Raw genomic sequence first — 24,953 nt, 5'->3', positions numbered from 1 at the left:
CCGGCGGCGGTCCGGCCATCCGCCCGGATACTCATCCGGGCGGACGGCCCGTACTCACACGCGCTCCGGCTCCTCCTCGTCCACGGCCTCGCCGATGAAGGTGCTCCACAGCGCCGCGTACCGGCCGCCGAGGGCGAGCAGTTCGTCGTGGGTCCCGTCCTCCGCGACCCGCCCGTGGTCCATCACGACGACCCGGTCGGCGCGGGCCGCGGTGGTCAGGCGGTGGGCGACGACCAGCGTCGTCCGACGGCCCGCGAGCCGGTCGGTGGCCTGGTTGACCTGTGCCTCGGTGGCGAGGTCCAGGGCCGCCGTGGCCTCGTCGAGGAGCAGGACGTCCGGGTCGACGAGCTCGGCGCGGGCGAGCGCGATGAGCTGGCGCTGCCCCGCCGACAGGTTCCGGCCGCGCTCGGCGACCTCGTGGAGGTAGCCGCCGTCGAGCGTGGCGATCATGTCGTGCGCGCCGACCGCGCGGGCCGCCGCCTCGACCTCCGCGTCGGTCGCCTCGGGGCGGCCGTAGGCGATGGCGTCCCGGACGGTCCCGGCGAAGAGGTACGCCTCCTGGGGGACGACCCCGAGCCGGTGGCGGTACGCGGTGAGGTCCAGGTCCCGCAGGTCGGTGCCGTCGGCGGTGACCCGGCCGCCCGTCGGGTCGTAGAACCGCGCGACCAGCTTGACGAGCGTCGACTTGCCCGCGCCGGTCTCGCCGACGAAGGCGACGGTCTGCCCGGCCGGGATCCGCAGGTCGATGCCGGTGAGGGCCTCTTCCTTGGAGTCGTACGCGAACGACACGTCCTCGAAGGCGATCTCGCCGCGCAGCGACTTCACGTCCCGGGGCGCGTCGGCGGCGGCCGTCGACGTCGGCTCCTGGAGCAGCTCCTGCATCCGCTTCAGCGAGACCGCGGCCTGCTGGTAGCCGTCGAAGACCTGCGAGAGCTGCTGGACGGGGGCGAAGAACAGGTCGATGTAGAGGAGGTAGGCGACGAGCGCGCCGGTGGTCAGGGTGCCGCCGTCGATGCGGTTCGCGCCGACGATCATGACGGCGGCGGCGGCCACCGAGGACAGCAGGGTCACGAAGGGGAAGTAGATCGATATCAGCCACTGACCGCGGACGCGCGCCTCGCGGTACTCGTCGCTGCGGGCGGCGAAGCGCTCCACGCCCGCGTGCTCGCGGCGGAAGGCCTGGACGATCCGCAGTCCGGAGACCGACTCCTGGAGGTCGGCGTTGACGACGCTGATCCGCTCGCGCGCCAGCTCGTACGCCTTCACGCTCGACCGGCGGAAGAAGTACGTGGCGACGGCGAGGACCGGCAGGGTCGCGAAGACGACCAGGGCGAGCTGGAGGTCGAGCACGAGCAGCGCGACCATGATTCCGAAGAAGGTCACGACCGAGACGAAGGCGGTGACCAGCCCCGTCTGGAGGAAGGTGGAGAGCGCGTCCACGTCCGTGGTCATGCGGGTCATGATCCGGCCGGTGAGCTCGCGCTCGTAGTAGTCCAGGCCGAGCCGCTGGAGCTGGGCGAAGAGCTTCAGGCGCAGGGCGTAGAGGACCCGCTCGCCGGTGCGGCCCGTCATCCGGGTCTCGGCGGTCTGCGCGACCCACTGCACGAGCACGGTGACCAGGGCGAGCGCGGAGGCCGCCCAGACGGCGCCGATCGCGAGCCGGTTCACGCCCTCGTCGATGCCGTGCCGGATCAGGACGGGAAGCAGGAGACCGGCGCTCGCGTCGAGGGCGACCAGGCCGAGGCTGATGAGGAGCGGGACGCCGAAGCCGCGGAGCAGCCGGCGCAGGCCGTAGCTGTCCTCGGGCGAGACCGCGCGGGACTCGTCGATGCCGGGGGTGTCGTCGGCGGGCGGCAGGGCCTCGACGGCGGCGAGCAGCTCGGGGGTGGCTCCGGGGGCCGGGCTCTGCTCGGCGGTGCCCGCGTCCCGTACCCACAGGGCCGGGGTGATGCCGCGCTCGGCGTCGAACTCGGCGTCGAGCTCGGCCCGCAGCGTGGCGTCCTCGGGGACCTCGGCGGGGAGCACGTGGCCCGGCGAGACGGCGCCGAGCTCGTCGGGGTCGGTGAGGAGGCGGCGGTAGAGCGCGGAGCGCTCCTCCAGCTCCTCGTGGGTGCCGATGTCGGAGAGCCGCCCGTCGTCGAGGACGGCGATGCGGTCGGCGAGGCCGAGGGTGGAGCGGCGGTGGGCGATGAGGAGGGTCGTACGGCCCGCCATGACCGACTTCAGGGCCTCGTGGATCTCGTGCTCGACCTTGGCGTCGACGGCGGAGGTGGCGTCGTCGAGGAGGAGGAGCCGGGGGTCGGTGAGGATCGCGCGGGCGAGGGCGACGCGCTGGCGCTGGCCGCCGGAGAGGGTGAGGCCGTGCTCGCCGACCTTGGTGTCGTACCCCTCGGGCAGCTCGGCGATGAACCGGTCGGCCTGGGCGGCGCGGGCGGCGGTCTCGATCTGCTCCTGGGTGGCGTCGGGGGCGCCGTACGCGATGTTGGCGCGGACCGTGTCGGAGAAGAGGAACGAGTCCTCCGGGACGAGCCCGATCGCGGCGCGCAGGGAGTCGAGGGTGAGCTCGCGGACGTCGTGGCCGCCGACGAGGACGGCGCCGTGGGTGACGTCGTAGAAGCGGGGCAGGAGGAGCGAGACGGTGGACTTGCCGGAGCCGGAGGCGCCGACGACGGCGACGGTCTCGCCGGAGCGGATCTCCAGGGAGAAGCCGTCGAGGACGGGCCGTCCCTCGTCGTAGGCGAAGCTCACGTCGTCGAACTCGACGGTCGCCGGGGCGTCGGCCGGGAGCTCCTTCGTCCCGTCCTGGATGACGGGCTCGGTGTCGACGAGGTCGAGGACCCGCTCGACGCCCGCGCGGGCCTGCTGGCCGACGGTGAGGACCATGGCGAGCATCCGGACCGGGCCGACGAGGGACGCCAGGTAGGCGGAGAAGGCGACGAAGGTGCCGAGGGTGATCTGGCCGCGGTAGGCGAGCCAGCCGCCGAGGGCGAGGACGGCGACCTGGCCGAGGGCGGGCACGGCCTGGAGCGCGGGGGTGTACTTGGCGTTCAGCCGGACCGTCCGCAGGCGCCCGGCGAAGAGCTTCCGCCCGGCCTCCCGGATCTTGCCGGTCTCCTGGTCCTCCTGGCCGAATCCCTTGACGACCCGGACGCCGGTCACGGCGCCGTCGACGACGCCGGCGACCACGCCGGCCTGCTGCTGGGCGTGCCAGGTGGCCGGGTGGAGGCGGGTGCGGCTGCGCTTGGCGATGAACCAGAGGGCGGGGGCGACGGCGAGGGCGACGAGGGTGAGGGGGATGGAGAGCCAGGCCATGACGGCCAGCGAGATGACGAAGAGCAGGATGTTCCCGATCGTCATCGGGAGCATGAAGAGAAGGCCCTGGATCAGTTGGAGGTCGCTGGTGGCGCGGCCGACGACCTGCCCGGTGGACAGCTCGTCCTGGCGCCGCCCGTCGAGGCGGGTGACGGTCCTGTACATGTCGGTACGGAGGTCGTGCTGCACGTCGAGGGCGAGGCGGCCGCCGTAGTAGCGGCGCACGTAGGTAAGGGCGTACACGAGGACGGCGGCGCCCATGAGGAGCCCGGTCCAGACGCCGAGGTCCCGGGTCTTGGTCCCGATGACGTCGTCGATGATCACCTTGGTGACGAGCGGCACGAGGGCGAGGACGGCCATGCCGAGGAGCGACGACCCCAGCGCGAGCACCACGTTGGCCTTGTAGTGCCAGGCGTAGCCGGTCAGCCTGCGTGCCCAGCCCTGTTGACGTTCTTCCGTCTGTTTCTGCCCCGCCGCCGCCACGAGTGGCCTCCCGTTCGTCCTTCTCTACCGGAAGGCCCAACACGGCTGGGCTGCGATTTCATCCCGCTGCAACAATTCACGGCCCCGGAGCCGCGTGTTCCCCGCCGGGGCGGACGGGGTAGGGATCACGGGCCGCCACGAGGCGGCGCACTCGACGCCAGGAGGGGGCGACATGTCGGAGGCCGAGCGCAGGCCGGCGTATCTGTGCGGGCAGCTCCACGCCGCGCTGCGCACGCTGGAGAGCATCGGGGCACGGACCAACAGACTCGCGGAGACCGGGGTGCTGCACGAGACGGCCAAGGCGCCCCAGAACAAGCTGCGCGAGCATCTCAGGCTGACGGGCGAGCACGTCGTGGCGGCCGTGGTGCGGGGCGAGGCGCACGCGAAGGCGGCGACGGAGGTCTTCCAGGGCATCCCGACGTTCATCCCGTCGAAGGGGATTCCGTCGCGGGCCCGCGACAAGACCGACTTCGCCCTGTTCAGCGACGGCTACAACGAGCAGCTGAGCGCGTACAAGGCGAAATACGGGGCGCTGTTCGCCTGAGGAGAGGTGCCCCCGGAGGTCCGGGGGCACAGGGGTCCGGCTCAGAGGTGGGTCGGCTCGAACATCCGCAGCAGGGCCGGGAGGACCACCACCGACGGGCCGGGAGCCGCCAGGGCCGTCGCGAGGTCCCCCGCCAGCGTCTCCGGGCTCGTCAGGGTCGCCGGGACGCCGAAGGACTCGGCGAGCGCGACGAAGTCCGGGCGGGTGAGCTCGGTGCCCGTGGTCTCGCCGAAGGAGTCCGTCATGTACTCCCGCAGGATGCCGTAGCCGCCGTCGTCGACGATCAGCCACGTCACGTCGAGGCCGTACTGCTTCGCCGCCGCCAGCTCCGCGATCGAGTACATCGCGCCCCCGTCGCCGGAGACCGCGAGGACCGGGGCGGACGGGTCCGCGACGGCCGCGCCGAGGGCGGCGGGGAAGGCGTAGCCGAGGCCGCCGGCGCCCTGGGCGGAGTGCATCGTGTTCGGGTGCCGGGCGTCGAAGGCCGACCACGCCCAGTACGACAGGATCGTCATGTCCCAGAAGCTCGGGGCCCGGTCCGGGAGCGCCTCGCGCACCGCCGCGACGATCCGCTGCTCCAGGCCGAGGCCCTGGGCGTCGATCCGGTCCCTGACCTTGCCCAGGACGGCAGCGACCCGCTCGGGGGCGGTCGGGTCGGTGCGCTCGCCGACCGTCTCCAGGAGCGCCTGGAGGGCGAGCCGGGCGTCCGCGTGGATGCCGAGCGCCGGGTGGTTGGACTCCAGCTTCCCGGCGTCGGCCTCGATCTGGATCACCCGGCCGCGCGGGGCGAAGGTGTGGTAGTTCGAGGACAGCTCGCCGAGACCGGAGCCGACGACGAGGAGGACGTCGGCGTCCTCCAGGAAGTCGGTGGTGTGCCGGTCCTCCAGCCAGGACTGGAGCGAGAGCGGGTGCGTCCAGGGGAAGGCGCCCTTGCCGCCGAAGGTGGTGACGACGGGCGCGTCGATCCGCTCGGCGAGCGCGCGGAGCTTGCCGGAGGCGTCGGAGCGTACGACTCCGCCGCCGGCGATGATCACGGGCCGGGCGGCCTTCGTCAGCAGGTCGGCCGCGACGGCCGTGAGCTCGGGGCGCGGGGCGGCCTCCTCGGGCGTCGCGTCCATCGCCGTGACCACGGGCAGCGGGGTCTCCGCGAGGAGCACGTCCTGCGGGATCTCCACCCACACCGGCCCGTGCGGGGCCGTCAGCGCCGACTCCCAGGCCGCCGCGATCGCGGACGGGATCTGGGACTGCGTACGGACCGTGTGGACGGACTTCACGACGTCCCGGAAGGAGGCCTGCTGGTCGCGCAGCTCGTGCAGGTAGCCGTGCCGGCCGCCGCCGAGCCCCGCCACCGGGATCTGGCTGCCGATCGCGAGCACCGGCGCCGAGGCGGCGGCCGCCTCCTGGAGCGCGGCGAGCGACATGAGCGCGCCGGGCCCGGTGGAGAGCATCAGCGGGGCCGCCTCGCCGGTGATCCGGCCGTAGGCGTCGGCGGCGAAGCCGGCGTTGTTCTCGACGCGGAGGCCGACGTACCGCAGGGAGGAGCGGCGCAGGGCGTCGAACATGCCGAGCGCGTGCTGACCGGGCAGGCCGAAGACGGTGGTCGCGCCGAGGCCGGAGAGCGTCTCGACGACGAGGTCGCCGCCGGTGCGGCCCTTCGGGGGGTTGAGCGCGGCGGCGGTCTGCGCCGCGGTGGGACGCAGCACCAGGTCGTGGTCGTGGGTCATCGGTCCCTCTGGGCGTGGCTCGGTGGTCGGGTGCGGCCGGGCGGCCCGCCCGGCCCGGCGGGCGCCGGGCCGGAGGGGAGGTTACTTCGCCTCGCGGCTCGCCGCGATCTGGCGGGACATGATCGTGGTCAGCTCGTACGCGGTGTGCGAGGCGGCGACGGCGGTGATCTCGGCGTGGTCGTAGGCCGGGGCGACCTCGACGACGTCGGCGGAGACCAGGTTGCAGGAGGAGAGGCCGCGCAGGATCTCCAGGAGCTCGCGGGAGGTCATGCCGCCGGCCTCGGGGGTGCCGGTGCCGGGCGCGTGGGCCGGGTCGAGGCAGTCGATGTCGATGGAGATGTACAGCGGGCGGTTGCCGATGCGCTGGCGGAGCTGGTCGGCGACCTCGTCGGCGCCGCGGCGGTAGATGTCCGCCGAGGTGACGATGCCGAAGCCCATCTTCTCGTCGTCGGTCAGGTCCTGCTTGCCGTAGAGCGGGCCGCGGGTGCCGACGTGGGAGAGCGCCTCGGTGTCGAGGATGCCCTCCTCGACGGCCCGGCGGAACGGCGTGCCGTGGGTGTACTCGGCGCCGAAGTACGTGTCCCAGGTGTCGAGGTGCGCGTCGAAGTGGAGCAGGGCGACGGGGCCGTGCTTCTTGGCGACGGAGCGCAGCAGCGGCAGCGCGATGGTGTGGTCGCCGCCGAGGGTCATCATGCGGGCGCCGGTGCCGAGGATCTCGTCGGCGGCGGCCTCGACGGTCTCGACGGCCTCGTTGATGTTGAACGGGTTGGCGGCGATGTCACCGGCGTCCGCGACCTGCGCGAGGGCGAACGGGGAGGCGTCCTGCGCGGGGTTGTAGGGGCGCAGGAGGCGGGAGGCCTCGCGGATGGCGTTGCCGCCGAAGCGGGCGCCGGGGCGGTAGGAGACGCCGCTGTCGAAGGGGACGCCGACCACGGCGACGTCGGCGGTGCCGACCTCGTCCAGTCGCGGCAGCCGCGCGAACGTCGCGGGACCGGCGTACCGCGGGATGCGGGACGAGTCGATCGGTCCGCGCGGGGTGTTCTGCTCGCTGCTGCTCATGGTCGGGTCCTCCTGGGGTGTGGGTGGGTCCGGCTCGACAGTAAGTGGCCCGAAAGCGACATTGAAGTGTACGTTCCCTCCACTGTACGGACTGCGGATGTACGAAGGGTCCACCCTGATGAGCTCGCCGAGCGCACCGACCTCACCCGACCCCGGCTCCACTCCCCCCGCGCCGCCGGTCCCGCTGGCCGCGCTGCTCGCCCGCCGGGACCTCGGGCTCCGGCTGCTCGCCGGTTCCGGGGACGTGCCGCTGCACTGGGTGCACACCTCGGAGATGGCCGACCCGTACCCGTACCTCCTCGGCGGCGAGCTGCTCATGACGGCGGGCGTGCAGCTCACCGACCCGGCGCACTACGTGGAGCGGGTGGTGGAGGCGGGGGCGGCGGCGCTCGGCTTCGGTGTGACGCCGGTCTACGACACGGTCCCGGCGGAGCTCGTCGAGGCCTGCGCGCGGCGCGGCCTCCCGCTGGTCGAGGTCCCGCCGAGGACGCCGTTCACCGCGGTGGCGCGGGCGCTGTGGCGGCTGATGGCGGAGGCCAGGCTGCACGAGCTGCGCCGGGTGACGGAGGCGCAGCAGTCCCTCGCGACGGCCGCCGCCCGGCCTGCCCCGGTCCCGGCGGTCCTCGGCGCGCTGGCGTCCCGGCTCGGCGGGCGGGCGGTGCTGTTCGGGGCGGACGGTACGGAGTCGGCGGCGGCGGGCCGCGAGATCCCGGCGGAGGCGGCGCGGGCCCTGCGCGAGCTGGTGGGCGTCCTCGGCCCGCGCCCGGGCGGCCCCGCCTCGGCGAGCGGGGACGGCGGCGGCCGGCGGCTCGCGGCGTACGCGCTGGGCGGCGGGGACGGGCTGACGCTCGGGGTGGCGACGGAGCGGCGCGACCCGGGCGACCACACGATCGCGGGCGTCGCGGTGGTCCTGCTCTCGCTCCTCACGGCCCCGCACCGGGGCGCGGACGTGACGGTACGGGACGGGGCCCTGGTCCGGCTGCTCCTGGGCGCGGCACCGGAGGAGGCCGCGGCGGCGCTGGGCCCGGGCCCCTGGACGGTGGTCCACGCCCGCGGCGGCGACGGCACCCCGTTCGCGGCGGCCTCGCTGGCGGCGTCGCTGGGGACGGCCCTGGTGGACACGGGCGCGGGGGCGGGGGCCGACGCGACCGGCTCCGGAGCCGCACCCGACGAGGCACCCGCCCCTTCCTCCGTACGTCTCCTCCTCCCCGCCTCGGCGCCCCTCACCGCCCAGCCCGGGTGGACGCTCGGGGCCGCCGCCCCCGCCCGCGCCGGGGACCTCGCCGCGGCCGACGCCGAGGCCGCACGGGCCCTGCGGCGCGCGGAGGCGTCCCGTACCCCCCTGGCCCGGCACCGCCCCGCCGGGTTCACGGGGCTCGTGGACCCGGCGGAGGCCGCCGCGTACGCCCGCGCCCTCCTCGCCCCGCTCACCGAGCCGCTGACCGAGACCCTGCGGGTCTGGCTCTCGCTGCACGGCAGCTGGGACCGGACGGCGACGGCGCTGGACGTCCACCGCAACACCGTCCGTCAGCGGATCGCCCGCTGCACCGCGCTCCTGGACCGGGACCTGGACGACCCGGACGCACGGATGGAGCTGTGGTTCGCGCTCACGTCCCGGTGAGCGGTCAGCGGACGCCCGTGGCCTGGGCGGCGGCCAGTTCCTCGACCCGGCTGCGGTACGCCTCGGCCAGGTCGCCGCCGTTCGCACCGGGAACTCCCTCGGGTCCGGCCCCGAGCGACTCCAGGACCGCGTCGGCACGGGCCTGACGGTCCGCCAGCGCGCCCATGGTGTGCGGGTACAGCAGGTCGAGGCCGCGCTTGTCGCCGTCCGACAGGTTCTGCCCGTTGCCGGACGGCGCGCAGCTGCTGGGGGTGGACTTGTAGAAGAAGGCCGGGAAGCGGTACAGCATCACGGACTTCGTGTCGAAGGGCCCGGCGACGAGATCCGGGGCGTCGACGGTGCGCAGGTTGTGATCCACCTTCGCGCGCGGCCACTTGTTCGGCTCACCGGCGAGATAGGTGTAGATGCCGGGGCGCCGGCCCTGGGCGTCCGGCACGAAGACACCGGCCGGGTCCTGCGTGGGGACGTACCCGACGTCGTCCTCCCAGCGGAACTCGCCCTCGCACGTGCCGCGCATGTTCTGGTGGGAGTGGTGGAACCCCAGCGCGTGCAGGAACTCGTGCCGCACGGTGCCCTCCCACGTGGGGGGCCTGTTCACCGCGAACCGCCCGAGGTTCAGGCTGCGCTGGCCGGGGTTGCCCCCGACCGGGCCGCCACCCGCGCCGATGGCACTGTCGGTGCTGTCGGTGCCCACCAGGGAGAAGAAGCCCGGCAGGTCGAAGCTGACGCGGATCTCGGCGGCCAGGACGGTATCGGACGTGGTCCATCGCCGGAAGGTTCCGGCGCCGTTCTGCCCGAAGTCGAGTGTCAGGTTGCAGGCGCCGGTGATCTGCTCCGTCGCCTCCGCGATGTCCGCGTGCAGCTGATCGTCCCCGTCGAGGAAGGCGACCCGCACCGTCCTGCCGAGCGGCCACCTCCCGATGTCGGTGACGAGGAACTCCAGGCCGTCGGCGGCCGTGGCGCGCCTCCAGCGGTCCCGTACCTCGATCTCGGCGATGACCTCATCAGGGAGGGATTCGAGTTCCATGACGCGTCCTTTCGCTCCGACGTCGGAAACTCATGTCCCAGTATCCCCCGATTGGAGGTACTCTGCGACCTGACAGTCACTCTGAGTAGTTCAACGCCCGCCGGCATGACACTGCGTCAGGACCAGAGCTTGTTGACGGCGGTCTTCGTCGTCGTGCGGAAGGCGGTCAGCGGGGCGTCCTTGAAGTCACCCATCTGGCCCCAGCGGACGAGGGTGACGGTGCGGCCGTCGCGGCCGACGGAGAAGAGGTGGATGTCGGTGTTGCCGATCTGCGGGTCGGCGGTGTCCAGGCTGTAGACCCAGGCACCCTCCTCGACGGCGAGCTTGCCGTGGGAGGCGCTGACGGCCTGCAGCCCCGGGTTCTGCTGCTCCAGCAGGGGGCCGCAGCCGGCGAGGGCCTTGCGGAGGGTGTCGACCAGCTTCACGGCGTCGGCCTCGGTGCGGGCGACGGTGGTGATCTGGACGCCGTTGGTGTCGAGCTCGGTGGTGAACTCGCGGTAGCGGGTGTTCTGCGCCGGGATCTTGTACGGGGCGCAGAGGGCGCCGCCGTTCTCCGGGACGCCGGTGAAGACCTGGGTGGCGGTCCACGGCGTCGACGACGGCGGCATCTGGGAGGCGGCCAGGAAGGCGGGCTGGGCAGCGGCCTGCGCCGGGGCCGTGGCGAGGGCCGCGAGGCCCAGGGCGGCAGCGGCGGTGGTGGCGAGTGCGGTACGGAGCTTGTTCATGGTGGCGGATCCCCCGTCGGGTCGTTCGGTCAGTGCTCGACCAGCGTCGGGCCGGCGGCCGCCGCCTGCAACGGTGACGCGCCCACCATCCGTCCCGGAACCATTCCACCCCCGCTGACGTGCAAGGACGTGAAGGGTGGGACGCAGGGTCGAGGGGGATGGAATGCCGAAGGACGCCGCCGTCGAGGAGTTCGCGCGGCTCGTGCGCGCGCTGAAGGCGCGGGACGGCAGGAGTTACGAGGCGCTGGGCCGGCGCCTGAGCGTCAGCGCGTCCACCCTCCACCGCTACTGCTCCGGCGCGACCGTCCCGGAGGAGTTCACCGTGGTCGACCGCCTCGCCGTGCTGTGCGGGGCGGACGAGGAGGAGCGGCGGGCCCTGGAGGCGGCCTGGACCCGCGCGGACGGCGCCCGCCGCCCTCCGGCACCGGAACCCGGCGCGGCGCCGGCGCCCGGGCCCGGGCCGGCGCCGAAGCCGGCCCCGGAGGCGGCGCCCGGGCCGGCCCCGGAGCCTGCGCCCGATCCCGTGCCGGAACCCGTGCACGGGCGCGTGCCGGGCCTCCCGTCCGAGCGGCGGAGGCGCCGGTGGAGGTGGGTGGGCGTGGTCTGCGGGGCGCTGGCGGTCGTGGGGACGATGACGCTCGGAGCCGTACTCATGCCCGGGAAGCCCCGGGAGCGGGCCGCCGAACCACCGGCGCCGCTGACGTGGACGGTCGCCGCGGACATCTGGAAGAACGGGTGCGGGCACACCTACCTCGTGGAGCGGACGCCCCCTCCCCCGCCGGAGGCGGCCGACGCGCGGAGCTGGTCGGCGGCGCAGGGGGCCGTGGACGGCGGGGAGACGCTGGTGCGGGTGTCGGTGCAGGGGAAGGGCGCGGCGGCGGTGGTGCTCCAGGCGCTGCACGTGCGGGTGGTGGAGCGGGGCGCGCCGCTCCCGTGGGCGGCGTACCGGATGGACGACGGGTGCGGCGGGGCGGTGACGCCGCGCCGTTTCGAGGTGGACCTGGACCGGCCGCGGCCGGTGGCGCGGGCGCTGGACGGCTACGACGCCTCCGGTGCCGAGGGCCGGACGATCCCCGCCGTCTCCTTCCCGTACACGGTGACCGCGTCGGAGCCCGAGGAACTGCTCGTCATCGCGGGTGCGGCGGGCTGCGACTGCCGCTGGTACCTGGAGCTGGTGTGGAGCTCCGAGGGCCGCTCGGGCACGGTCCGGATCGCGGACGACGAGGGGAAGCCGTTCCGTACGAGCGGGGCCACGGGGAGGCCGGTCCACGAGTACGACGCCGTCGGTAGGCGCTGGATCACAAGCACGAGCTCTGGACAGAGGGGTTGACTGGTCGGTAACTTCGTATCCAGAACCCTGAGCAAGCGCTTAGACAAACTGGGCCCGCCCCGCACACCGGAGGAGTCGCACCGTGCGCCGTACCGTATTCAACGAGGACCACGAGGCGTTCCGGGAGACCATCCGCGCCTTCATCGAGGCCGAGGTCGTCCCCGTCTACGACGAGTGGTTCGCGGCGGGCCAGGCGCCCCGCGAGTTCTACGACAAGCTCGGTGAGCTGGGCATCTTCGGCATCAACGTGCCCGAGGAGTTCGGCGGCGCGGGCCTGGACACCCACAAGTTCGAGGCCGTCCTGTACGAGGAGACCTCGCGCGCGGGCGTCCAGTTCGGCGGCTCCGGCGTGCACGTGCTGCTCGCCCTCCCCTACATCAAGATGCTCTCCACCGACGAGCAGAAGAAGCGCTACCTGCCGAAGTTCGTCACCGGCGAGGAGATGTGGGCGCTGGCGATGACCGAGCCGGGCACCGGCTCCGACGTCGCGGGCATGAAGACCACCGCCAAGCTCTCCGAGGACGGCACGCACTACGTCCTCAACGGCGCCAAGACCTTCATCACCGGTGGCGTCCACGCCGACCGCGTGATCGTCTGCGCCCGCACGTCCGCCCCGACGGCCGAGGACCGCCGCCACGGCATCTCCCTCTTCGCCGTGGACACCAAGTCCGAGGGCTACTCCATCGGCCGCAAGCTGGACAAGCTCGGCCTGCGCACCTCCGACACCGCCGAGCTGGCGTTCGTCGACGTGAAGGTGCCGATCGAGGACCTGCTCGGCGAGGAGAACAAGGGCTTCTACTACCTCGGCCACAACCTGGCCTCCGAGCGCTGGGGCATCGCCTTCGGCGCGTACGCCCAGGCCAAGGCCGCCGTCCGTTTCGCCCAGCAGTACGTCACGGACCGCACGGTCTTCGGCAAGCCGGTCGCGCACTTCCAGAACACCAAGTTCGAGCTGGCCGCCTGCCAGGCCGAGGTGGACGCGGCCGAGGCCGTCGCCGACCGCGCCCTGGAGGCCCTGGACGCCGGCGAGCTGACCCCGGCCGAGGCCGCGAGCGCCAAGCTCTTCTGCACCGAGGTCGCGCACCGCGTCATCGACCGCTGCCTCCAGCTGCACGGCGGCTACGGCTACATGAACGAGTACCCGATCGCCCGTCTGTACGCCGACAACCGCGTCAACCGCATCTACGGCGGCACCAGCGAGATCATGAAGTCGATCATCGCGAAGTCGATGGGCCTGTAAGTGCCGCAGTCGCACGACGCACTGGATGACCTGCTCGATCTGCTCGACCTGGAGCGGATCGAGCAGGACATCTTCCGGGGCGAGTCCCGCCCCTCGATCGTCCCCCGCGTCTTCGGCGGCCAGGTGGCCGCCCAGGCGCTGGTGGCGGCGGGGCGGACCGTCCCGGCCGACCGGCTCGCCCACTCGCTCCACGCGTACTTCCTGCGCGCGGGCGACCCGGGCGCGCCGATCGTCTACACGGTCGACCGCATCCGCGACGGCCGTTCCTTCACCACCCGGCGGGTCGTCGCCGTCCAGCACGGGCAGCCGATCTTCCACCTCTCGGCGTCCTTCCAGACGTACGAGGAGGGGCTCGACCACCAGGTCGACATGGCGCCCGCCCCGGACCCGGAGTCGCTGCCCACGCCGGCCGAGATGCTCCCCCGCCACCTCCCCCGCGAGGTCGCGGACCGGCTGATCGAAGCCCGCGCGGCGGTCGACCTGCGCTACGCCGAGACGCCCCCGTGGGGGACGGTCGGCACCCCGCGCGAGCCCCGCTCCCAGGTCTGGTTCCGCACCAACGGCAAGCTGGCCGACGACCCCCTGCTGCACGTCGTCCTCGCCACGTACGTCTCCGACATGACCCTGCTCGACTCCGTCCTGCTCGCGCACGGGCGCGGTGGCTGGGCCGTCGGCGACGTGGTCGGGGCCTCCCTCGACCACGCCATGTGGTTCCACCGGCCCTTCCGGGCCGACGAATGGCTCCTGTACGACCAGGAGTCGCCGACCGCGTCCGGCGGGCGCGGCCTCGGCCAGGCGCGGATCTACACGCAGGACGGGCGGCTCGCGATCTCCGTCATCCAGGAGGGTGTCGTTCGCGTCCCGCGCGGGTGAAGCGGTGAAGCGGCGCGGCGCGGTGGCGGCCACGGCGCCGCGCGGCCCTGGTAGGAACGCCGCATGCCGCAGCTGAGTGCCAACGGGGTCGACCTGTTCTACGAGGTCACGGGTGCTGGTGAACCCCTGATCCTCGTCCACGGCTCGTGGAACGACCACAGGAGCTGGCAGCCCGCCGTCGACGCCGACATCAAGGCGTCCTTCCAGGCGATCCGCTACGACCGCCGCGGCCATGGGCAGAGCACGGACGCGCCGGGCCAGGGCACCCGGCGGCAGGACGAGGACGACCTCGCCGCGCTGATCGAACAGCTGGGTGGCGGCTCCGCGTGCGTCGCCGCCAACTCCTTCGGCGCCGCCATCACGCTGGGCCTTGCCGCGCGCCGCCCCGAACTGTTCCGCGGTGTCGTGGTCCACGAGCCGCCCCTGGTCGGGGTGGTGGCCGACGACCACGACGCGCTGGCCGCGCTGCAGCCGATGATGACGTCGACCGACGCCGTCCTCGACCACCTCCGCAAGGGGGAGAACGAGCCGGGGGCGCGGCTGTTCGTGGAGGAGATCGCCCTGGGGCCCGGCATGTGGGACCAGCTCCCCGAACAGATCCGCGCGTCGTTCGTGACCCACGCCCAGACCTGGCTCGACGAACAGAGCGACCCCGGCTGGGCCGAGCTCGACCTGGACGCGCTCTCCGCCTGCACCGCACCGGTCATGCTGTGCGGTGGCACCACGAGCCCGGCGTGGTTCTCGACCGTGCTCGAGCGGCTGGCGGCGACGCTGCCGCAGGCGCGGCGGCACACCTTCGAGGGCGCCGGGCACATCCCCCACGTCACGCATCCGCAGGAGTACGCGGCCACCGTCACCCGCTTCCTGCAGGACGGGCTCTAGGCCGACAGACCGGCCGCTTCCAGCGTGTACGCCGTCATCGGCTCGTAGTAGCGGGGGTCGATCACATGGTCGTCGAGCGGGATCGTGACCTGCATCGTGCCCTCGGCCTCACCGATGAAGAGGGCGGGGTCGTTGCAGTCCGCGTAACCGACGGAGTCGACCCCGCGCTGGCCCGCGCGGCCGGCCCAGCCGTGGTCCGCGATCACCAGATCGGGGCGGCCGTCCTCGCCGAGGGCGTCCAGGATGGCGTTCATCGGCTCCGGGGAGTGGGTGTGCCAGAGGGTGGCGCCCCGCTCGAAGACGGCGACGTCGGCGAACTGCACGACGTACCCCTCGTCGGCGATCAGCCCGCCGGGGATGCGGACGATGTCGCAGCCCTGGGCGCGCAGCGCCGCGGCGACGCGGCTGTGGACGTCGATGAGCGAGCCGGGGTGGCCGGTCGCGAAGAGGACCCGTTCCTTGCCGGCGGCGGCCTTGCGGAGCCGGGCGGCCATCCGGTCGAGGCCGTCGACGGTCAGCTCGGGGTCGATGGTGTCCTGGCCGACCCGGTGGGCCGGGTCGTCGATGACGCCGCACCGCTCGGCCATCACGGCGAGAACGTCCTGCTCGTCGCTCCAGCGGTCGCCGAGCTCCAGACCGAGCCAGTAGTGCCGGTCGCCGTTGGCGAGCTTTCTGTAGTGGGAGAGGTTGTTGTCGCGCGGCGTGGCGACGTCTCCGGCGATCCGGGTACGGACGAGGTGCTCGACAAGGGCGGGGCGGCTGAGTATCGGCATGGGGTTCATTCTGCCGGGTGGCCCGGCGGTCCCACCCCGTTGTGGGCATTCGTCCCGCTGGGCGGAACGGGAGCCCGCACGGGGGGCCGAGGGCAGGCACGGCCGGCCCGCAGGGCAGCGCGTCAGTCGCGGAGCGCCCCGAACGCCCCATGAGCCAGTCGTCGCAGCAGCTCCTCCATCGACTGGCGGCCGAGCGCCGCCAGGTGCGGGGTCGAGTTCAGGAGGCCGAAGACCGCGTGCACCGCCGTCCGCGCCTCGCTCTCGGAGGAGTTCGGGTACAGCTCCCGTACGACCGCCACCCACAGCTCCACGTACTGCCGCTGGAGCTGCCGTACCCGCTTGCGGTCCTCGTCCTTGAGGCGGTCGAGCTCCCGGTCGTGCAGCGTGATCAGCGGCCGGTCGTCGAGGGCGAAGTCGATGTGGCCGTCGACCAGCGAGGCGAGCACCGCCTCGGGGTCGCCGGAGGTCTCGCCGACCCGGATGCGGCCACCGGTGAGGAGCCGCTCGCTGATCCCGACGAGGAGCTCGGCGAGCATCGCGTCCTTGCCGGGGAAGTGGCGGTAGAGCCCGGGGCCGCTGATGCCGACGGCCGCCCCTATCTCGTCCACGCCCACCCCGTGGAAGCCGCGCTCGGCGAACAGGCGGGCGGCCTCCCTGAGGATCTGCTCGCGCCGCGTCGGGGCCGCGGTCCTGCCACCGGCAGCCGGCGTCGTGGTGGTGGGGGTCGGGCTCGTGGTCATGCGATCGATTCTAGACAACCCCGTTAGCGGTCGTTAACCTGAGCCTCATACGTTAACGCTCATTAACCGAGCAAGGGAGCTCGAGGGATGCAGCAGGCACCTGTGCTGACGAGCGCGGCGGATCCCGCGTCCGCGGCCTGGCAGGCCAACGAGTCGGCGCACCACGAGCTGGCCGCGACCCTGCGCGCCAAGCTCGCCGCCGCCGCTCTGGGAGGCGGTGAGAAGTCCCGCGCCCGGCACACGGCGCGCGGGAAGCTGCTGCCGAGGGACCGGGTGGACACCCTCCTGGACCCGGGCTCGCCCTTCCTGGAGCTGGCCCCGCTGGCGGCGAACGGGATGTACGGCGACCAGGCGCCCGCCGCCGGGGTCATCGCCGGCATCGGCCGGGTCTCGGGCCGCGAGTGCGTGATCGTCGCCAACGACGCGACCGTCAAGGGCGGCACGTACTACCCGATGACGGTGAAGAAGCACCTGCGCGCCCAGGAGGTGGCGCTGGAGAATCGTCTCCCCTGCCTCTACCTGGTCGACTCGGGCGGCGCCTTCCTGCCGATGCAGGACGAGGTCTTCCCGGACCGGGAGCACTTCGGCCGGATCTTCTACAACCAGGCCCGGATGTCCGGCGCGGGCATCCCGCAGATCGCGGCGGTCCTCGGCTCGTGCACGGCGGGCGGCGCGTACGTCCCGGCGATGAGCGACGAGGCCGTGATCGTACGGAACCAGGGCACGATCTTCCTGGGCGGTCCGCCGCTCGTGAAGGCGGCGACCGGCGAGGTCGTCACGGCGGAGGAGCTGGGCGGCGGCGAGGTCCACTCCCGGATCTCCGGCGTCACCGACCACCTCGCCGAGGACGACGCCCACGCCCTGCGCATCGTCCGGAACATCGTCGCCACGCTCCCCGAGCGCGGCCCGCTGCCCTGGTCGGTCGAGCCGGCCGAGGAGCCGAAGGTCGACCCGGCCGGTCTCTACGGCGCGGTGCCGGTGGACTCCCGTACCCCGTACGACGTGCGCGAGGTGATCGCCCGCGTCGTGGACGGCTCCCGCTTCCAGGAGTTCAAGTCCGAGTACGGGCAGACCCTGATCACCGGCTTCGCCCGGATCCACGGCCACCCGGTGGGGATCGTCGCCAACAACGGCATCCTGTTCGCCGAGTCCGCCCAGAAGGGCGCGCACTTCATCGAGCTGTGCGACCAGCGCGGGATCCCGCTCGTCTTCCTCCAGAACATCACCGGCTTCATGGTCGGCAAGGCGTACGAGCACGGCGGCATCGCCAAGCACGGCGCCAAGATGGTGACGGCCGTGGCCACCACCCGGGTCCCGAAGCTGACGGTCGTCGTCGGCGGTTCGTACGGCGCGGGCAACTACTCGATGTGCGGCCGCGCGTACTCCCCCCGCTTCCTGTGGATGTGGCCCAACGCCAAGATCTCCGTCATGGGCGGCGAGCAGGCCGCGTCCGTCCTCGCGACGGTCAAGCGGGACCAGCTCGGCGACGACTGGAGCGCGGCGGACGAGGAGGCCTTCAAGGCTCCGATCCGCGAGCAGTACGAGACCCAGGGCAGCGCCTACTACGCCTCGGCCCGGCTGTGGGACGACGGGGTCATCGACCCCATGGAGACCCGGCAGGTCCTCGGCCTCGCCCTGACCGCCTGTGCCAACGCGCCCCTGGGTGACCCCCAGTTCGGCGTCTTCCGGATGTGAAGGGCCCTCAGGAGATGCACAGCATGTTCGACACCGTCCTCGTGGCCAACCGGGGCGAGATCGCCGTCCGCGTCATCCGCACCCTGCGGGAGCTCGGTGTGCGCTCGGTGGCCGTCTACAGCGATGCGGACGCCGACGCCCGGCACGTCCGTGAGGCGGACACGGCGGTACGGATCGGTCCGCCGCCGGCCTCCGAGTCCTACCTGTCGGTTCCGGCCCTCCTCGACGCCGCCGCCCGCACCGGGGCACAGGCCGTGCACCCGGGCTACGGCTTCCTCGCGGAGAACGCCGCCTTCGCGCGGGCCTGCGCCGACGCCGGTCTGGTCTTCATCGGCCCGACCGCCGAGGCGATCTCCCTGATGGGCGACAAGATCCGGGCGAAGGAGACCGTGAAGACGGCGGGCGTGCCCGTCGTCCCCGGCGCCGCCGATCCCGAACTGGCCGAGGCGGCCCGCGAGCTGGGCGCTCCCGTCCTGCTCAAGCCGTCCGCCGGCGGCGGCGGCAAGGGCATGCGGCTCGTCCGGGACCTGTCGGTCCTGGAGGAGGAGATCGCGGCCGCCCGCCGCGAGGCCCGCGCGTCCTTCGGCGACGACACGCTGCTCGTGGAGCGGTGGATCGACCGGCCCCGGCACATCGAGATCCAGGTCCTCGCCGACACCCACGGGAACGTGGTGCACCTCGGCGAGCGCGAGTGCTCGCTCCAGCGCCGCCACCAGAAGATCATCGAGGAGGCGCCGAGCGTCCTCCTCACCCCCGAGATCCGCGCCTCCATGGGTGCGGCTGCGGTCGAGGCGGCGCGGTCCTGCGGCTATGTGGGCGCGGGCACGGTCGAGTTCATCGTGCCGGGCGGCGACCCGTCGGCGTACTACTTCATGGAGATGAACACCCGTCTCCAGGTCGAACACCCGGTGACCGAGCTGATCACCGGCATCGACCTGGTGGAGTGGCAGCTGCGGGTGGCCGCCGGCGAGCCGCTCCCCTTCACCCAGGACGGCATCCACCTGACCGGCTGGGCGATCGAGGCCCGCATCTGCGCGGAGGACCCCTCGCGGGGCTTCCTCCCCTCGGGCGGCACGGTCCTCGCGCTGGACGAGCCGCAGGGGAACGGCGTCCGTACGGACTCGGGTCTGTCCCAGGGCACGGAGGTCTCGTCCCTCTACGACCCGATGCTGTCGAAGGTCATCGTCCACGCGCAGGACCGCCCGACGGCCCTCCGCAAGCTGCGCGCGGCCCTCGCGGACACGGTCACCCTCGGCGTCCCGACGAACGCGGGCTTCCTGCGCCGCCTCCTGGCGCACGAGGACGTGATCGCGGGCGACCTCGACACGGGCCTGGTGGAACGGGACGCGGAGAGCCTGGTCCCCGAGGGCGTCCCGGACGAGGTGTACGCGGCTGCCGCGGCCGTGCGGCTCGCCGGGCTGGCCGCGGAGCCCCGGGAGGGCTGGACGGACCCGTTCTCGGTGCCGAACGGCTTCCGGCTCGGCGGCACGCCCAAGCGGCTCGCCTTCCCCTTCCGCGTGCCGGGCCTCGAACCCGTCACGGTCGACGCCCCCGCCGGGGCGCGCGTCACGGACACCGCGGTGACCGTGACCCTGGACGGGATCACCCATCACTTCCGGCGCGCCGGTTCCTGGCTGGGCCGCGACGGCGACTCCTGGCACGTGCTCGACCACGACCCCGTCGAGGCCGCGCTCAGCGGGGCGAGGCACGGCGGGGCCGACACGCTCGCCGCGCCGATGCCCGGGACCGTCACCGTCGTCAAGGTCGCCGTCGGGGACGAGGTAGAGGCCGGGCAGAGTCTGCTCGTCGTCGAGGCGATGAAGATGGAGCACGTCATCTCCGCCCCGCACGCCGGCACGGTCACCGAGCTCGACGTCACGCCCGGCACCACCGTCGCCATGGACCAGATCCTGGCCGTGGTGACGCCCCGCGAGGAGGAGGACGCATGACCACCGGCCTGCCCATGACGGTCGCCGACCCCTCCCTGCCCTCCCGGGTCCGGATCCACGAGGTCGGCGCCCGCGACGGTCTGCAGAACGAGAAGACGGCCGTCCCGACCGCCGTGAAGGCGGAGTTCGTCCGGCGGCTCGCCGCCGCCGGTCTGGACACCGTCGAGGCGACCAGCTTCGTGCACCCGAAGTGGGTGCCCCAGCTGGCCGACGCCGAGGAGCTGTTCCCGCTCGTCCGCGACCTGCCCGTCCGCCTCCCGGTCCTCGTGCCGAACGAGCGCGGCCTCGACCGGGCGCTCGCGCTCGGGGCGCGGGAGATCGCGGTCTTCGCCTCCGCGACCGAGTCCTTCGCGAAGGCCAACCTCAACCGGACCGTCGACGAGGCGCTCGCGCTCTTCGCGCCGACCGTCACCCGCGCCATAGAGGCGGGCCTCAAGGTCCGCGGCTACCTCTCGATGTGCTTCGGCGACCCCTGGGAGGGCGCCGTCCCGATCGAGCAGGTCGTCCGCGTCACGAAGGCCCTCGCCGAGATGGGCTGCGACGAGCTGAGCCTCGGCGACACGATCGGCGTCGCCACCCCGGGCCACGTCCAGGCGCTCCTGACCGCGCTGAACGAGGCCGGGGTCCCCACCTCCCGTATCGCCGTGCACTTCCACGACACCTACGGGCAGGCCCTGTCCAACACCCTCGCCGCGCTGCGGCACGGGGTGACGACGGTCGACGCCTCCGCCGGCGGCCTCGGCGGCTGCCCGTACGCGAAGAGCGCGACCGGCAATCTCGCCACCGAGGATCTCGTGTGGATGCTCGACGGTCTCGGCATCGAGACCGGGGTCGATCTGGCCGCCCTCACCGCCACGAGCGGGTGGATGGCCGAACAGCTGGGCCGGCCCAGCCCTTCCCGTACCGTCCGCGCCCTCTCCCACAAGGAGTGACGAAACCCATGTCCCTCGACCACCGGCTCACCGAAGAGCACGAGGAACTCCGCCGCACCGTCGAGGCCTTCGCGCACGACGTCGTCGCCCCGAAGATCGGCGACTACTACGAGCGGCACGAGTTCCCGTACGAGATCGTCCGCGAGATGGGCCGCATGGGCCTGTTCGGCCTCCCCTTCCCGGAGGAGTACGGCGGCATGGGCGGCGACTACCTCGCCCTCGGCATCGCCCTGGAGGAGCTGGCCCGGGTCGACTCCTCCGTCGCCATCACGCTGGAGGCGGGCGTCTCCCTCGGCGCGATGCCGGTCTTCCGCTTCGGCACGGAGGAGCAGAAGCGGGAGTGGCTGCCGAAGCTCTGCTCCGGCGAGGTCCTCGGCGCCTTCGGCCTCACCGAGCCCGGTGCGGGCTCGGACGCCGGCGGCACCCGCACGACCGCCGTCCGCGACGGCGACCACTGGGTCATCAACGGCTCGAAGTGCTTCATCACCAACTCCGGTACGGACATCACGGGTCTGGTGACGGTCACGGCGGTCACCGGCCGCAAGCCCGACGGCCGCCCGCTGATCTCCTCGATCATCGTCCCGTCCGGCACGCCGGGCTTCACGGTCGCCGCCCCGTACTCGAAGGTCGGCTGGAACGCCTCGGACACCCGGGAGCTCTCCTTCGACGACGTCCGCGTCCCGGTGGAGAACCTGCTGGGCGAAGAGGGCCGCGGCTACGCGCAGTTCCTGCGGATCCTGGACGAGGGCCGGGTCGCCATCGCGGCGCTCGCGACCGGTCTCGCGCAGGGCTGTGTGGACGAGTCGGTGAAGTACGCGCACGAGCGCCACGCCTTCGGCCGGCCGATCGCCGACAACCAGGCCATCCAGTTCAAGATCGCCGACATGGAGACGAAGGCTCACATGTCCCGGATCGGCTGGCGGGACGCGGCCTCGCGCCTGGTCCTCGGCGAGTCCTTCAAGAAGGAGGCGGCCATCGCCAAGCTGTACTCCTCGACCGTGGCCGTCGACAACGCCCGGGACGCCACCCAGATCCACGGCGGCTACGGCTTCATGAACGAGTACCCGGTGGCCCGCATGTGGCGCGACTCGAAGATCCTGGAGATCGGCGAGGGCACGAGCGAGGTCCAGCGGATGCTGATCGCCCGCGAGTTGGGCCTCCCGGCCTGACCCGCGACGTGCCCGCGTGACCGTGCCCGCCACCCCCTCCCCGGGGGCGGCGGGCACGGCCGTGTCGGTCACCGCCGCAAAGGAGGCGAGAGGTACGCGTCGTGACGCGCCCAGCTCCCTGTCGACGGCAGCCGCACGGAGCGCCAGCCGCGGGCGTAGGAGGGCGGTGCGGCGCCGGCGGGCACGACGACGGCCACCGGCATCCGACGGGCGGCCTCGGCGATGCCGTCCGGGGTGATGCTCTCGTCGTGTCCGCTCGGCTGGCGGGAGGAACAGCCCGCGTAGTAGCCGATCGGTACGTACTCCCGGCCGGTGACGAGGCAGGGGGGCCGCACGCCGAGTCGGTGCAGCGCGGTCGCGACGGTGGTGAACTGGTCGCGCATGGAGCGGCTGTTGGAGACGGCCCGGCCGAGCACGGCGTACTGCACCGCGAGGTGTCCGAGCAGGGCGACCACGAGCAGGGCGGTGGCCGCCCGCCGCCGCCGCGCGGAGCGCACCGAGGCGAACAGGGCCACCGCGCACTCGCCGACGGGCACGGCCAGCAGGGCGTACGCGGGGAGCAGGAAGCGGGGGGCCGCGTAGCCGACGGTGAAGAGGTACGGGGCGGCCAGCGCGACCGCGGTCACTGTGGCGAGCAGGGCCGGGGCTCCCCGCCCGGCCCGGAAGGCGGCGACGAGGCCGGCGGCGACGGCCGGCGGCAGCAGGAACCACCACACCGCGGTGAACGGGTGGTCCCAGGGCACGTCGCAGGGCCGGCACAGGGTGCGGCCGACGAGCGCACGCACGTGGTCGTCCACGGACAGGTACCAGCCCAGGGAACCCTGGATCTCCCCGGCGCGCCGCAGCCGCGCGGCGAGGCCGCCGTAGTGCGTGTACGCCTCGACGATCCACGGCAGCGCCCCGAGCGCGAACGCTCCGGCGAGCACGGCGACGAGCGGGACGGCGCGCCGCCGCCAGAGGGGCACCAGCAACGCCGCCGCGCCGAGCGGCAGGACGAGCCAGAGTCCGTCGCCGGGCCTGAAGAGGGTGACCCCGGCCGCGGTGAGCCCGAGCCCCACGAGCGAGGCGCGCCCGCCCGCGCCCACGCCCTCGCGGCGGTGGCCGTCGCCGGCGAACCGCAGGAACAACCCCGCCGCGGCCAGCGCGCCGAACGCGCACCACAGGTTGGGCATCACCCGCGGGCCGTAGAACAGCGTGACCCACAGCCCCGCGAACAGCGCGCCCCCCGCCGTCGCCACCGACGGGGGCAGGATCCCGCGCCAGGCCCGGAGCGCTCCCCAGAGGGCGGCCCCGGACAGCAGGGCGAGGTAGACGCGGATCGCGGTCGTGGAGTCGGTGACGGCGGCCACCGGGGCGACGAGGTACGAGACGCCCCGGGCGCGGGGGGCGCTGAAGAAGGCCGCGGGGGCATTGCCGCCGACCTGGCTGACGTACACCGCCTCGTCCCAGCCGAGGCCCGACCCCGGGACGACCAGCACCAGTTGGGCAAGGGTGAAGACCACGGCGAGCCCGGCCGGCCAACGCGGCGATCCCGGTGGCGTACCGGCCGCGGTGGACGGGCGGGGGACGGGCTGGTCCGAGGAGTTCGCGGTCGTGTCGACGGTGGCCATCCCGTCCACACTGCTGTCGGCGACCGGCCCGGGGCGGGCGGCGCGCCGCGCGGGCCGCACCCTTCGCCTCGTCAGGAGTAGCGAGCCTCACACCTGTCGGGGGGAGATCCACCCTGTCGGTAAATCGTGAGGTTAGGCTAACCTATCTTCGACTTCACCGGCCGGCTCCGGCCGCCCCCGTGCCGTTCCCGGCTCGTACCGAAAGCGACTCCGCCATGCCCAGCACTCCCCGCGCCACCCATCTCACCCGTCGCGGCCTGCTGGCCGCGGGCGGTGCTCTCGGGCTCGGCGCCGCACTCGTCGCCTGCGGCGGCGAGAAGAAGAAGGACGGCGCCGCTCTCTCCGCCTCGGCGAAGTCCGGCCCTTGGGAGTTCAAGGACGACCGCGGCCTGACCGTGAAGGCGAAGTCCACCCCGAAGCGGATCGTCGCCTTCACCGGCACCGCCGCCGCCCTGCACGACTTCGGCGTCGAGGTCGTCGGCGTCTTCGGCCCGACCTACGTCGAGGACCCGAAGACCAAGGCGCGGAAGCCGGACGTCCAGGCGGGAGACCTCGACATCAACAAGGTCGCGGTCATCGGCAACGTCTGGGGCGAGTTCAAGATCGAGGAGTACCTCAAACTCAACCCCGAGGTCCTCATCACGGACATGTGGGAGAAGAACGACCTCTGGTACGTCCCGGCGGAGCAGAAGGACAAGATCCTCAAGATCGCCCCGAGCGTCGCCCTGTGGGCCTCGGACCTGTCGATGCCGGCCGTCCTCCAGCGCCACGCCGACCTGGCCGCCTCGCTCGGCGCCGACGTCCGGACCGCGCAGATCAAGGCGGACAAGGCCCGCTTCGAGGCCGCCGCCGAGCGCGTCCGCAAGGCCGCCAAGGGCAAGAAGGACATCAAGGTCCTGATCGGCTCCGGCTCCCCCGACCTGTTCTACGTCTCCACCCCGGTCCGCCCGACCGACACGCTCTTCTTCAAGGAGCTGGGCGTCAACCTGGTCGTCCCGACCAAGCTGGACCAGGGCGGCTGGTTCGAGGGCCTCAGCTGGGAGAACGTCGACAAGTACAAGGCCGACGTCATCATGCTCGACAACCGCACCGGCACCCTTCAGCCGGAGCAGCTGAAGACCAAGCCGACCTGGGGCGCGCTGCCCGCCGTCAAGGCCGGCCAGGTCGTCCCTCGCGTGACCGAGCCCGTCTACTCCTACGCCAAGTGCGCCCCGCTCCTGGAGGACCTGGCGAAGGCCCTGGAGAACGCGAAGAAGGTGTCCTGA

At 73.1% G+C, this 24,953-nt stretch carries 19 protein-coding genes; 11 read left to right on the top strand and 8 right to left on the bottom strand.

Going from position 1 to position 24,953, the window contains the following annotated elements; translation table 11 throughout:
* Positions 1-54: 54 nt before the first annotated feature.
* Positions 55-3,795: an ABC transporter ATP-binding protein gene (locus tag DEJ46_RS25745; RefSeq protein ID WP_150270036.1), complete on the bottom strand. Its 3,741-nt coding sequence runs from the start codon at positions 3,793-3,795 to the stop codon at positions 55-57.
* A 172-nt stretch (positions 3,796-3,967) separates the two neighbouring features.
* Between DEJ46_RS25745 and DEJ46_RS25740 the strand changes: the two genes are divergently transcribed.
* On the top strand, positions 3,968-4,339 hold the full coding sequence (locus DEJ46_RS25740) for a hypothetical protein (RefSeq protein WP_150270034.1): 372 nt from the start codon (positions 3,968-3,970) through the stop codon (positions 4,337-4,339).
* A gap of 41 nt (positions 4,340-4,380) precedes the next feature.
* Here the strand turns inward: DEJ46_RS25740 and DEJ46_RS25735 are convergent, their stop codons facing one another.
* Positions 4,381-6,063, bottom strand: coding sequence for a thiamine pyrophosphate-binding protein (locus DEJ46_RS25735; protein WP_150270032.1), 1,683 nt, complete (start codon positions 6,061-6,063; stop codon positions 4,381-4,383).
* A gap of 81 nt (positions 6,064-6,144) precedes the next feature.
* Positions 6,145-7,122, bottom strand: coding sequence for an agmatinase (speB, locus tag DEJ46_RS25730; protein ID WP_150270030.1), 978 nt, complete (start codon positions 7,120-7,122; stop codon positions 6,145-6,147).
* 118 nt (positions 7,123-7,240) lie between these two features.
* Between speB and DEJ46_RS25725 the strand changes: the two genes are divergently transcribed.
* Positions 7,241-8,743, top strand: a complete 1,503-nt coding sequence (locus DEJ46_RS25725; protein WP_223835080.1) for a PucR family transcriptional regulator — start codon at positions 7,241-7,243, stop codon at positions 8,741-8,743.
* A gap of 4 nt (positions 8,744-8,747) precedes the next feature.
* Here the strand turns inward: DEJ46_RS25725 and DEJ46_RS25720 are convergent, their stop codons facing one another.
* Both DEJ46_RS25720 and DEJ46_RS25715 read right to left on the bottom strand, forming a co-directional pair.
* Positions 8,748-9,770: a hypothetical protein gene (locus DEJ46_RS25720; protein ID WP_150270027.1), complete on the bottom strand. Its 1,023-nt coding sequence runs from the start codon at positions 9,768-9,770 to the stop codon at positions 8,748-8,750.
* A 116-nt stretch (positions 9,771-9,886) separates the two neighbouring features.
* Entirely contained in the window at positions 9,887-10,495 is a 609-nt protein-coding gene (locus DEJ46_RS25715) for a hypothetical protein (protein WP_150270025.1), read from the bottom strand.
* 163 nt (positions 10,496-10,658) lie between these two features.
* On the opposite strand from DEJ46_RS25715, the gene DEJ46_RS25710 reads away from it, so the two are divergent.
* From DEJ46_RS25710 to DEJ46_RS25695, 4 genes are all read left to right on the top strand, one after another.
* On the top strand, positions 10,659-11,825 hold the full coding sequence (locus tag DEJ46_RS25710; protein ID WP_150270023.1) for a helix-turn-helix domain-containing protein: 1,167 nt from the start codon (positions 10,659-10,661) through the stop codon (positions 11,823-11,825).
* Positions 11,826-11,907: 82 nt separating this feature from the next.
* On the top strand, positions 11,908-13,065 hold the full coding sequence (locus DEJ46_RS25705) for an acyl-CoA dehydrogenase family protein (RefSeq protein WP_150270021.1): 1,158 nt from the start codon (positions 11,908-11,910) through the stop codon (positions 13,063-13,065).
* Positions 13,066-13,938 (top strand): acyl-CoA thioesterase, encoded by an 873-nt coding sequence (locus DEJ46_RS25700; RefSeq protein ID WP_150270020.1) that lies wholly within the window; start codon positions 13,066-13,068, stop codon positions 13,936-13,938. It abuts the gene before it with no gap.
* 63 nt (positions 13,939-14,001) lie between these two features.
* Complete coding sequence (locus DEJ46_RS25695; RefSeq protein WP_150270018.1) at positions 14,002-14,820, top strand: alpha/beta fold hydrolase; 819 nt, start codon at positions 14,002-14,004, stop codon at positions 14,818-14,820.
* Here the strand turns inward: DEJ46_RS25695 and DEJ46_RS25690 are convergent.
* Positions 14,817-15,593, bottom strand: a complete 777-nt coding sequence (locus DEJ46_RS25690) for a phosphatase (protein WP_150270017.1) — start codon at positions 15,591-15,593, stop codon at positions 14,817-14,819. The two genes, DEJ46_RS25695 and DEJ46_RS25690, sit on opposite strands and share 4 nt — an antisense overlap.
* 122 nt (positions 15,594-15,715) lie before the next feature.
* Positions 15,716-16,333 (bottom strand): TetR/AcrR family transcriptional regulator, encoded by a 618-nt coding sequence (locus DEJ46_RS25685; RefSeq protein ID WP_150270015.1) that lies wholly within the window; start codon positions 16,331-16,333, stop codon positions 15,716-15,718.
* Between the two features lie 87 nt (positions 16,334-16,420).
* Between DEJ46_RS25685 and DEJ46_RS25680 the strand changes: the two genes are divergently transcribed.
* From DEJ46_RS25680 to DEJ46_RS25665, 4 genes are read left to right on the top strand one after another with little or no spacing between them, the layout of a single operon-like run.
* Positions 16,421-18,028 (top strand): carboxyl transferase domain-containing protein, encoded by a 1,608-nt coding sequence (locus DEJ46_RS25680; RefSeq protein ID WP_150270013.1) that lies wholly within the window; start codon positions 16,421-16,423, stop codon positions 18,026-18,028.
* A gap of 14 nt (positions 18,029-18,042) precedes the next feature.
* Positions 18,043-19,977 carry a biotin carboxylase N-terminal domain-containing protein gene (locus tag DEJ46_RS25675; protein ID WP_150270011.1) on the top strand — a complete coding sequence of 645 codons (1,935 nt, stop codon included), beginning with the start codon at positions 18,043-18,045 and terminating at the stop codon, positions 19,975-19,977.
* Positions 19,974-20,909 carry a hydroxymethylglutaryl-CoA lyase gene (locus DEJ46_RS25670; protein WP_150270009.1) on the top strand — a complete coding sequence of 312 codons (936 nt, stop codon included), beginning with the start codon at positions 19,974-19,976 and terminating at the stop codon, positions 20,907-20,909. Before DEJ46_RS25675 ends, DEJ46_RS25670 begins: the two co-directional genes overlap by 4 nt.
* A gap of 8 nt (positions 20,910-20,917) precedes the next feature.
* Positions 20,918-22,078, top strand: a complete 1,161-nt coding sequence (locus tag DEJ46_RS25665; RefSeq protein ID WP_150270007.1) for an acyl-CoA dehydrogenase family protein — start codon at positions 20,918-20,920, stop codon at positions 22,076-22,078.
* A gap of 68 nt (positions 22,079-22,146) precedes the next feature.
* On the opposite strand, the gene DEJ46_RS25660 is transcribed toward DEJ46_RS25665, so the two are convergent.
* Positions 22,147-23,688, bottom strand: coding sequence for a hypothetical protein (locus DEJ46_RS25660; protein WP_150270006.1), 1,542 nt, complete (start codon positions 23,686-23,688; stop codon positions 22,147-22,149).
* Between the two features lie 215 nt (positions 23,689-23,903).
* Here DEJ46_RS25660 and DEJ46_RS25655 point away from each other — a divergent pair, with 215 nt between their 5' ends.
* Positions 23,904-24,953, top strand: coding sequence for an ABC transporter substrate-binding protein (locus DEJ46_RS25655; RefSeq protein ID WP_150270004.1), 1,050 nt, complete (start codon positions 23,904-23,906; stop codon positions 24,951-24,953).

Source organism: Streptomyces venezuelae, assembly GCF_008642375.1.
Taxonomy (GTDB): domain Bacteria; phylum Actinomycetota; class Actinomycetes; order Streptomycetales; family Streptomycetaceae; genus Streptomyces; species Streptomyces venezuelae_G.
The sequence above is the reverse complement of the archived record's forward strand: the minus strand, read 5'-3'. Positions and strand labels throughout refer to the sequence as shown.